Source organism: Pedobacter sp. UBA5917 (assembly GCF_002432345.1).
Lineage (GTDB): Bacteria > Bacteroidota > Bacteroidia > Sphingobacteriales > Sphingobacteriaceae > Pedobacter.
The window spans coordinates 1-10,330 of the sequence record NZ_DJDT01000323.1; the positions used below are offsets into that span (position 1 = coordinate 1).

Annotated in this window: 10 protein-coding genes; 9 read left to right on the plus strand and 1 reads right to left on the minus strand. The window is 39.1% G+C overall.

Annotated elements, in window-relative coordinates; genetic code table 11:
• The coding region (locus B2V92_RS22635; protein WP_293312397.1) for a hypothetical protein at positions 1-585 on the minus strand (585 nt) is incomplete at its 3' end.
• 153 nt (positions 586-738) lie between these two features.
• Here B2V92_RS22635 and B2V92_RS22640 point away from each other — a divergent pair.
• The 9 genes from B2V92_RS22640 to B2V92_RS22680 all read left to right on the plus strand — a co-directional run bounded on the left by B2V92_RS22640 (position 739) and on the right by B2V92_RS22680 (position 10,242).
• A complete protein-coding gene (locus B2V92_RS22640) occupies positions 739-1,233 on the plus strand; it encodes an RNA polymerase sigma factor (protein WP_293312399.1) in 495 nt (164 codons plus the stop codon).
• Entirely contained in the window at positions 1,220-1,663 is a 444-nt protein-coding gene (locus B2V92_RS22645; RefSeq protein WP_293312401.1) for a hypothetical protein, read from the plus strand. The genes B2V92_RS22640 and B2V92_RS22645 overlap by 14 nt, the downstream gene beginning before the upstream one ends.
• Before the next feature lie 2 nt (positions 1,664-1,665).
• On the plus strand, positions 1,666-2,169 hold the full coding sequence (locus tag B2V92_RS22650) for a DUF4252 domain-containing protein (protein ID WP_293312402.1): 504 nt from the start codon (positions 1,666-1,668) through the stop codon (positions 2,167-2,169).
• A gap of 27 nt (positions 2,170-2,196) precedes the next feature.
• Positions 2,197-4,542: a S41 family peptidase gene (locus B2V92_RS22655; RefSeq protein WP_293312404.1), complete on the plus strand. Its 2,346-nt coding sequence runs from the start codon at positions 2,197-2,199 to the stop codon at positions 4,540-4,542.
• A 126-nt stretch (positions 4,543-4,668) separates the two neighbouring features.
• Positions 4,669-7,065, plus strand: a complete 2,397-nt coding sequence (locus B2V92_RS22660) for a TonB-dependent receptor (RefSeq protein ID WP_293312406.1) — start codon at positions 4,669-4,671, stop codon at positions 7,063-7,065.
• 733 nt (positions 7,066-7,798) lie between these two features.
• On the plus strand, positions 7,799-8,383 hold the full coding sequence (locus B2V92_RS22665) for a TetR/AcrR family transcriptional regulator (RefSeq protein WP_293312407.1): 585 nt from the start codon (positions 7,799-7,801) through the stop codon (positions 8,381-8,383).
• A gap of 50 nt (positions 8,384-8,433) precedes the next feature.
• Positions 8,434-8,898 carry a hypothetical protein gene (locus B2V92_RS22670; RefSeq protein WP_293312409.1) on the plus strand — a complete coding sequence of 155 codons (465 nt, stop codon included), beginning with the start codon at positions 8,434-8,436 and terminating at the stop codon, positions 8,896-8,898.
• 15 nt (positions 8,899-8,913) lie between these two features.
• Positions 8,914-9,258 carry a DUF3817 domain-containing protein gene (locus tag B2V92_RS22675; protein WP_293312411.1) on the plus strand — a complete coding sequence of 115 codons (345 nt, stop codon included), beginning with the start codon at positions 8,914-8,916 and terminating at the stop codon, positions 9,256-9,258.
• Entirely contained in the window at positions 9,259-10,242 is a 984-nt protein-coding gene (locus tag B2V92_RS22680) for a hypothetical protein (protein WP_293312413.1), read from the plus strand.
• Positions 10,243-10,330: the final 88 nt, after the last annotated feature.

Consider the following 10,330-nt stretch of genomic DNA (forward strand, 5'->3'; position numbering starts at 1 on the left):
TTCCTGCTGATCCCTGCTAAGCTGTTTAAAATCTTTGAACTTTTTAAAATCCTGCGAGGTTCCCGGTACCAATATCCAAAGTTTTTGATCGGTTTGCAGGTAAATCACATTTAGCAGCAGAGCATTTTTCCTGATCTGATAGTACTTAATATTGATCGGATTATCACCAACAACAGGTCCGTTTTCCCAGGTAATGTTAATACGGTGATAAGCATTGTAGATAAAGAGTATACCAATGCCTATTGCGATAGGTAATATAATTTCTTTGGTAAGTATGGCGTCTACAATTTTGGGGTAGGGAAGCGAATCGTAAGGATCCAGTTCTCCAGTCAGCATAACCAGCATTAGAATGTTGATCAGGTTGAAAACAATGCCTACCATAAAATAAGCCTGTTTTAAATCAGCACATTTTAAATGTACTGAAAACATTTTCTGGCCAAGGCCATAGGCTTCTGGTAGTACATTAGGAAAATTAGCAATTTCCTGCTGTAATTTTTTATTGCGGTAATGGATGATTATGCCCAATACCACGATACAGAGAAACGCGATTCCGATAAAGAGGTAAATGGGATATGCTGAATTCAAATGCTTAAAAGAGATTTAGATCTGATTGTTTCCAACCTATGTAAATACAAATGCAAAGGCGTAAATGTTTTCTGGGTTGTATGTTTTAGTCTATTCAATTATTTTAAAATAAATGTAACTTTTGGAACAGGATCTTTGTCTTCCTCATATTATATGAAACCAAAGCAATACGAGCAGTTTATACAATGCCAGCCGAAACTTTACCGGTTTGCCTATTCGCTCGTAAAGCATGTTGGCGATGCTGAAGATATTTTTCAGGATACGCTGGTTAAAATATGGGAATTAAAAGAGGAATGGGATAACTGGACAAATTTTGAAGCCTACGCCATGCGCATGATCAGGAACAACTTCCTGAATTTCGAAAAGAGAAAAAAAAGCAGGTTCTATGTGGGCTTAGAGGATGTTGTAGAAGTGCCAGAACCAAATGAGATAGAGCAGGGGATAACAACCGACGATTTACAATACAAATTTAAGCTGCTTACCCGCAAATTGCCCGAAGTACAACAAAATATCCTGTTTTTAAGGGAAATTGAAGAACTGGAATACAAAGAAATAGCCGAAATACTGGATCTGACCGACGCACAGGTTAAGATGTACCTCTTTAGGGCGCGTCAATATTTAAAAAGTAAAGTACATGGAAAAAGATAAGATAGAAGCCCTGCTTGAAAAGTACTGGAATGCCGAAACTACATTGGAAGAAGAGCGCGTGGTTAAGCAATACCTCGAAAGCAATGATCCTGAAGAAAAATTAATGCCGGAAAAGGAATGGTTTGGAGCAGTAAGTGATTTTAAATCGCTTGAAGGGAAAACTGTCGGTTTTAGTGCGGCTATAGATAAACCATTAATAAAAAGAATGCCCTTAGCTGTTGTTTTAAAAATCGCGGCAAGTATATTGCTTGTTATTGCAGCTTCTTTCTGGTTAGTCAGCTATCGCTCGGCCCTGGCAGAACGCGATTTGGCTTTACAGAAAAAAGTAGAGGCCGATCTGTTTTCCATATCCAAAACTTTAAACCAGGCCAATACCGGATTGAACGAAATCATCAAATTTAAAAGTGATGTTAAAACCCAAAACGATTAAACATGAAAACCATCATTGCATATTTTAGTTTGCTGCTCACTATGGTAAGTTTTTCTTATGGTCAGCAGAAACCAGCGGATAATGCCGAAACCATGATTGATCTTTATTTTAAGTCTTATTCTGGCGAATCCAAATATCAAATTAACACCATGGGCGAAGCGATGGTTAAGCGGACAAATGAAATGGGCATGTGGACACACCCGAGCATTGCCAGAATTATGAAGCAGGTTAAAACCTATAAATACCTTAATTTTAACAGTTCGCCCGAAAATCTCCAAAAAATAATTGCACAGGTAAGTGCGGCGGCAAATAAAGGCAATATTTATAAAGAATATTTCCGTTGGGAAACAAATGATGTGGTTTCTTCTGTGATTTATACCAAAGGCGATAAAAAGATTACCGAACTCGATTACATTACCCTAAACAAAGGCCATATTTCGGTAAGCTGTTTCATAGGCGATAATATCGATATGGAAAGCATCCGATCGCTGGTAGCGAATAAATAACAATTTAAAAAGCTTAATAGAAATATCATGAAAAGGTACATTTTTATCTTTATGGGGATGCTATTGCCCTATTTTTCCGGCGCACAGCAACAGGTATCCGAACTTAACACAGCAGAAATAAAACGCATTGCCGATTTTGGCAAAGTTTGGGGAGTAGTTAATTATTTTCATCCAAATGCTGGCAAAGGAATCTTAAACATGGATAGCCTGATCATTAAAAACATCAAACCGCTGATCCAAAATCCAAATGAAAATAATTTCCGGGAGGTACTGAAAAGCTTTTTTTCTGACCTTGGCGATCCACAATCTGGTATTATGCAAAATGAAGTGGTTGGTCAAAGTAAATATAACGAAAGAAGTACGGTTTACACCAGGCAGCTCCAATCAAAAACCTGGTACCTTAATGTTCCGCAGAAAACTTTTCAGGGCAGAAATAATGCCGATTCCTTATTAAACAAGGCTTTGGCAAAGCATCAGTTATTTGTTATCGATCTTCGGAATTCGGCCATTAATTACCAATTGGGTTTAAAACAATATGTAGATTTTGTACAACCTTTAGTGTCGCGGTTAATCCATAATACAATGATCCTGCCCGTTACGAGGTCTTTCTATTATAAAGGGTTGATCAGGGAAGATTTTCCACACGACCTTAACATTCTGCCACAGGATAAAGACGGCGCAATTAACGACCATTACCAGGTTTATTTCGGCATCCGTAACGTTTCTGAAGGCGCTTATACACAGGCAAAACCAGATCTAAAATATACCGGAAAGCGTTTCTGCTTTATCATAAACAAATATGTTAATGTAAATACCTTTAAAGTACTGCTGGCATTAAGGCATCGAAATTTATGTAACCTGGTGGTAGAAGGCGAATTACCCAATTACGTATATGGCGAGTTTTATAAAATGAAACTTTCTGATAGTCTTTCTGTTAAAATCAGAACTGCCGAGGTGCTTTATGAGGATGGTACATTGGGAGAAAAGCCCGATGCTTTATTGCCTTTAACAAGCGATAGTTCTTTAGATGCACCGGCGATTCTGGCAGCCACAAAATTATTAACAGGTTCTTTTGTAAAACAAACGGTAAAAAAGGCCGAAAATACAGTTTTCATCCGCAGAGCACAGGATGATTACCCTTCTGCAGATGTTCCGGGTGCAGAACTGCGCTTGCTTGGTTTATTTAATTTCTGGAACGCTATTCATTATTTTTCACCCAATAAAAATCTTATTCCACAAAACTGGGATGATGTGCTTAACGAAAATATCCCTTTGTTTTTAGCGGCTAAAACCGAAAAGCAATATTTTATGGCCCTGATGAAACTCACCGCCTCAATAAAAGACGGACACGCCATTCTGATCACTAAAAAAGGTGGGCGATCGCCAATGGGCATTATGGATGGTAATTTACCGATAATAACCAGTTTGGTGGGTAATAAAGTATATATCGCTGCTGCGCTCGACGATATTCATCAGAAAAGTCAACTTTCATCGATTAAAGAAGGCGCCGAACTGCTGGCCATTGACGATGTTCCGGTAAAACAACTTGCCGAACAATGGGAACCCTATATAGTGGCATCAAACAAAGCGGGCTTTGACCGCGAATTTTACTTTAGCTGGTTAACCAATGGCGCAGTAAACAGTAAAGCTGTACTCACTATCAGTGGAAAGGATGGGATTGAAAAAGTTACGTTAAACCGCATTAAGCGTGATGATTATTATGCTTTAACCGGTAAGGTTAACCGCAATCCTGTTTCACCGCCATATTGTAAAATATTGGCAGGAAATATAGGATACCTGCGCGTAAACAGGATTTACTCTAATGAACTGGATAGTTTGGCGGCCATGCTTAAAAACTGTAAAACCATTATTCTGGATGTTAGGGGGTATCCAAAAGATGGCAGTATCGGTTCAAAATTAGCTGCCTATATTGCTGTAAAAACAGATACCGTGGCTTATAACAGCTTTCCTTACATCACCAACCCTGATATTTCTAAAAACTATAGTTTAATCGAAAACGAAATTGTTAAACCCAATACCAATCCCGACCTGAAAAACAAACGTTACTTCATCCTTGCCGATGAGGGCAATCAGAGTCAGGGAGAAGGCAATATAATTACGCTGCAGGGCGTAACAAAAAGTACAACTATTGGCCGACAAACAGCAGGAGCAAACGGGATGGCCATTACCATTAATTTCCCCGGACAGTATTTTTCTTTCTTCTCGGGTTTTGGTGAATATTATTCCGATGGAACCCCAAATCAAAAGCTCGGTGTAAAAATTGATGTTCGGGTTGATAAAACACTTAACGATATTTTGACGGGTAAAGATGAAATATTGGAAAAAGCATTGGAGTTGGTTACAAATAAATAATAAAGGTGTTTTAAACTAAATTGATAGGGTTTTAGCTGATAAAAAACTTTGTTTAGCTGTTGTTTTTGATGTACAAAATACTGTTCTTTGCATCCTAATTTTAAAACAGTCTAAATAAGAATTAAAATGGTAATAAATTTACTTTCAAGTTATGGCGTTCCAAAGCCGAAACCAGGCGCTATAATTTTGTTTTTCATATATCTTTTCACTTTGAGTTCGGCCATGGCTCAGGGCAGCAAGCCGGAAAAGGGTTCAATTACCGGAAAAATTACCATTACAGATGGAACCAGTGCACAGGGGGTAACTGTAAAACTTAAAGAAATTAAAAAAGCAACTGTAAGTAATGCAGATGGAGAATTCGAAATAAAAAATCTTCCTTTTGGTAAATACACCGTGCAGATCGCTATGGTAGGCTTTAATGGTTCTACACAAAGCGTTGAAATCACCCCTGAAAATCCTGTAGCCAATCTCGAACTGAAACTGGATTATACTTCCCAAAAACTAGAGGAGGTAATCATCAGCAGCGGGGGAAACCGTTTCGCGAAAAAAGAAAGTGAAGATGTTTCGAAGATGCCGTTAAAAAATATCGAAAATCCACAGGTTTACAGCGTAGTAAGTAAAGAGCTGATGAAAGAACAGGTGGTAACCGATTACAACAGTGCTTTTAAAAACGTACCGGGAGCAGGTATTGCCGAAGTACGTAACCAGGGCAGAACAACCAATATTTCGAGGGGTTTTGCTACGCCACAACTGGTAAGGAACGGCGTGGGTAGTTTTACCTACAACACCATCGATCCGGCCAATCTCGAGCGCATTGAGGTAATTAAAGGCCCGGCAGCTACCTTGTTCGGTAGTACCATATCTTCTTTTGGTGGTTTGTTTAACCGTGTAACCAAAAAACCTTTCGATAGCTTTAAAGGGGAAATTTCTTATTCGGGAGCAAGTTACGACCTGAACCGTTTAACGGCAGATATCAATACGCCATTAAATGAAGAGAAAACAGCTTTATTAAGGGTTAATACTGCATTGCACAGCGAAAGAAGTTTTCAGGATGCAGGCTTTTATAAAAGCTATTTAATTGCCCCGAGTTTTTCTTATGTGGTAAATGACAGGCTTACCCTGTCTTTGGATGTAGAAATGAGCGGTTCGAAAGCTACTTCGCCAACACGATTGGTGATTGCACCAACACTGAAGTTGAAAGCAACAAGTATAACGGACTTGGGAATACCTTATAAACTTTCTTTTGCCAATAATACGGTTACCTATACCAGCCAGCAGTATAATATTTTTGCACAGGCGAAATACAAAATCTCTGAGCAATGGAAATCGCAAACGATCATATCACGTACCCGTTCATCTTCTGAAGGTTATACTGTTGCAATGAGTTTATTAACCGATTCTACCTTAAGGCAGCAGGTTACCAATCAGGATAATCCTTTTTATGGTACCGATATCCAGCAGAATTTTAATGGCGACTTTAAAATCGGCAGTTTACGCAACAGGGTAGTTTTAGGGGTTGATTTTTATAGTTTACGTGCTACCCGTAACGATGCTACAGTAAATATCGCTGCTTTAAACTTTAAAAAACCGGGCGCTGCTTATAACAATTTTAATTTAACCAAAGTGGCTCCTTTGTTCAATACTGCAACTTACTTAAACCAGGTTTCGAACGATGAAACCACTTATAGTGCCTATGCATCTGATGTATTGAATGTTACCGACAGGTTATTGGTAATGGCAGGAGTAAGGGTAGACCGCTATTTTAACGGTGGAACTTATGATTTTGCAAACGACCTTAGCAAAGGAAAATACAATCAAACTGCTTTTTCGCCAAGGTTTGGTGCCGTTTACCAGATCATAAAAGACAAAGTATCGGTGTTTGGTAATTACATGAACGGTTTTAGCAATAACGGCGGTTCCGATTTTGATGGAAATACCTTTAAACCAAGTTATGCCAACCAGTTTGAAGGCGGTGCAAAATTTGACCTGGACAAAATCAGTGCAACTTTTAGCTACTATGATATCAAGGTTACCAATACTTTATATGATGATGTTGCGCATCCGAATTTTTCTTTACAGGACGGTACACAGTTGAGCAAAGGATTTGAAGCAGAGCTTATTGCTACCCCATTGCCAGGTTTAAATATTGTAGCAGGCTATACCTATAATGATAGTAAATATACCAAAGCCAATGCAAGTGTTGAAGGTTTAAGACCAGCTACTGCAGGTGCACCTAAAATGGCCAACTTATGGATCAGTTACCGGTTTATCAATGGTCCGGTACAAGGTTTGGGATTTGGTTTCGGCGGAATTTATGGTAGCTCATACAACCAGGTAAATACTGTGGCGTTTAAATTCAGTATTCCATCTTATACTGTGCTTGATGCAGCTGTATTTTATGATAAACCAAAATATAGGATCGGTTTAAAGGTGGATAACCTAACAAACGAACAATACTGGTCGTTCAGGTATGCCGCTCAAAGCCCTGCTAAAGTTACCGGGAATTTTACTTTCAAGTTTTAAGGGATAATTTTTTAGCAGGATTTAAAGGCTGGTATCGAAATGGTATCGGCCTTTTTGCTGATTACACTCTTTTTCGCTTCGCGGATGATTACATAGATTAAATGATTACACTGATTTATTTTTGTTGTAACGTTTTAATGTTGTAATATTCAGGGCTTGCTAGACTTCTAAAACGTTTCAAAATTTAAACCTTTTAATTTCTTTTCGAATTGACCGTCTTTCCTTCCATCATCCATTTTACATCTTTTACCACTGAGATCACAGAGAGGAGGCACAGAGGACAAAGAGCTATCTTCAAATCGTCATCTCGACTGGAAACATGGCGGAGCGGAGAGATCTATCCCGCATGAAGGACCCTGAAGAAAGTTCAGGGTGATGGATTGATAGAGAATTTCCGTGTTAATCTGTGCATCAGTGGCTATATTAAGCTTTACGTCATTTCGACTAGAGTATTGCGGAATGAAGATCCTTCGACTCCGCTCAGGATGACAAATCGCTTTGTAAATTCCATCATCCATTTTACATCTTCCATCATTTTACCACATAGATCACAGAGAGGGGGCACAGAGCTATCTTCAAATCGTCATCTAGACTTGAACGCAGTGGAGAGATCTATCCCGCATGAAGGACCCTGAAACAAGTTCAGGGTGACGGATAGCGGAAAATATGACATATCAATTAAACTCTTAATCCCCAATCATTCTATCTTTGCCAACATACCAATTAGTATGTTATGTCTAAAGCGGCCGATACCCGGATGATGATTTTGCAGAAATCTTTTGAGTTGATATACCGGAAGGGATACCAGGCAACAAGTATTGATGAAATTATTGCCACCACACAGGTAACCAAAGGTGCTTTTTACTATCACTTCAAAACAAAAGATGACATGGGCTTAAGCCTCATCAACGAAGTTTTGTATCCGGGTATGTACAATATAATGATCAAACCTTTAGAGGTAGGGAAACATCCGGCTAAAGATATTTACAAGGTGATGGAAAACCTGTTGAATGATTTTGTCTTTTTTAACCCTGATTATGGTTGCCCGGCCATTAACCTGATCGAAGAAATGTCACCGATGAATCCAACATTTAAAAAAGCACTGTCGAGATTGGTAAAACAGTGGCAAAATGCAATTGTAGCTGCGCTGAACAAAGGGAAATCGGATCATATTTTTACGAGCACTTTTGTGCCCGAAGAAGTGGCCATGGTGGTTATTTCGGGTTATGGGGGAGTAAGAAATATTGGCAAAGCGCTGGGCAAATCGAGTTATAAAACCTATCTGAAAGGGCTTAAAACCTATTTAACAAATCTTTAATTTTTTTTACACCATAACATACTAATTAGTATGTTTTAATTTCTGTTTATATGCATCAAATTTTATTAAGCCTACATTCAATTAACCGCTGGCTTGTACTTTTATCACTTGTGTACAGCATTTATTTAGCTACCAGGGGCCGTTTACAACACCTTAAATTTACTGCACATGCCAATTTTGTGCGGCATGTTACCGCCACCATTTCACAGGTTCAGCTCCTGTTGGGTTTAAGCTTGTACATGATCAGTCCGGTAGTTAAATATGCGGTTGCAGAAAGTTATACCGGTAATTTAGTTAGCGAACATGTATTTTTTAAGTATATCCATATCTGGCTTATGGCCACCTCGGTTGTACTGATTACGCTTGGCTCGGCAAAAGCAAAAAGGATGCAAACAGATGATAAGAAGTTCTCGACCATGCTGTTTTGGTTTAGTGCAGCACTTTTGGTTATCCTCATTGCTATTCCATGGCCACTTTCGCCTCTTGCGAACCGTCCATTTTTAAGATCATTTTAAAAACCTCAAATTGTTATGTTAAATCTGTTAAAAAGCCCGATCGGAAGATTGAGAATCATCAGTTTCCTGGAAGGAACATCATTATTGGTATTGGTATTTGTTGCGGTACCGTTAAAATACATCATGCACAGGCCCGAATTGGTGAAACTGATGGGGCCGATCCACGGATTGCTGTTCTGCCTTTTCGTTTTTATTACATTTAGTGTGGGCGTTGCCTATAATTGGGTATTTTCTAAAATAACCTGGAAAGTATTATTGGCCTGTATTATTCCCTTTGGCACTTTTTATATCGATAAATACATCCTGATACCACAATCGGTGTTGCATGAAGGGGATGATAATCTGAATGATGCTGATTAAATGAAGTATAAAAAGTATATCATTATTGCAGCTGTACTGGTATGCCCCATGGTGTATGTATGGAGCTGCCATAATTCGGGAAGGAAAAATATTGATAACGGACTCCGTTTTAATGCTAAACTTTCTTCCTATGAGCTTTTTAAGGGAAATATGGTAGCATTGAAGCCAGCTGATGGAGTAGAAATTCTCCAGCTTGCTTCTACACTTTTTACCGACTATGCTGAAAAACAGCGGTTAATCAAATTACCCAGGGGAAAGCAATTGGTATTGAATGGTGATGGTTTGCCCATTTTTCCGGAAGGAACACTCATTGCGAAAACCTTTTATTATTCGAAAGTTGAGGGGAAGGGCAGGCAACTGATCGAAACGCGGTTGTTGATCTTGCATCAATCGAAATGGAATGTGGCAACTTTCCGTTGGAATGCTAAACAAAGTGATGCCGATTTAATTAACGATGGCGCCAATGTTCCTGTTGATTTTACAAGTTTGGATGGGGAGAGGAGAAAAATTTCCTATCATATTCCCAGCAAGCAGGAATGCGGAAGTTGCCATAGGCAGAACGATGCCATTATTCCGATCGGGCCAAAAGCAAGGAATCTGAATATCACAGTAGAAAGCGTAGGGAAAAACATCAATCAGTTGATTTACCTGATGAAAAAAGGCGTAGTTAGGCAAACCAGCATTAACGCTATTACCGGTTTACCCAATTATCACGATGATACTTTGCCTTTAGTACAACGGGCAAGGGCTTACATGGATATCAACTGTGCGCATTGCCATCAGGCAGGTGGATTTGCCGGTAATACTACTTTAAACCTCGATTACGGAACAGATTTAGCGCATACTGGGATCAAGTTTAATAAAAGTAATATCATCGTCCGAACAAATCAGATGGGGGAGTTTCATATGCCAAAATTGGGTACAACTGTTATTGATAAAGAAGGGGTAGAGTTAATGAGGAAGTATATAAGCGGGCTTAAATAGTTCGTTTTTTATCGCAGATGGAATGCGCTGATGCCGCCCTCAAGTCGTCATCTCGATTGGAGCAACGCGGAATGCCCGCCTGCTACGG

Bases quoted from the DNA above. Each gene is read 5' to 3' on its own strand.
- B2V92_RS22665 (WP_293312407.1), top strand. From the start codon at position 7,799: ATGTCTAAAGCGGCCGATACCCGGATGATGATTTTGCAGAAATCTTTT.
- B2V92_RS22660 (WP_293312406.1), top strand. From the start codon at position 4,669: ATGGTAATAAATTTACTTTCAAGTTATGGCGTTCCAAAGCCGAAACCA.
- B2V92_RS22670 (WP_293312409.1), top strand. From the start codon at position 8,434: ATGCATCAAATTTTATTAAGCCTACATTCAATTAACCGCTGGCTTGTA.
- B2V92_RS22655 (WP_293312404.1), top strand. From the start codon at position 2,197: ATGAAAAGGTACATTTTTATCTTTATGGGGATGCTATTGCCCTATTTT.
- B2V92_RS22675 (WP_293312411.1), top strand. From the start codon at position 8,914: ATGTTAAATCTGTTAAAAAGCCCGATCGGAAGATTGAGAATCATCAGT.
- B2V92_RS22680 (WP_293312413.1), top strand. From the start codon at position 9,259: ATGAAGTATAAAAAGTATATCATTATTGCAGCTGTACTGGTATGCCCC.
- B2V92_RS22640 (WP_293312399.1), top strand. From the start codon at position 739: ATGAAACCAAAGCAATACGAGCAGTTTATACAATGCCAGCCGAAACTT.
- B2V92_RS22645 (WP_293312401.1), top strand. From the start codon at position 1,220: ATGGAAAAAGATAAGATAGAAGCCCTGCTTGAAAAGTACTGGAATGCC.
- B2V92_RS22650 (WP_293312402.1), top strand. From the start codon at position 1,666: ATGAAAACCATCATTGCATATTTTAGTTTGCTGCTCACTATGGTAAGT.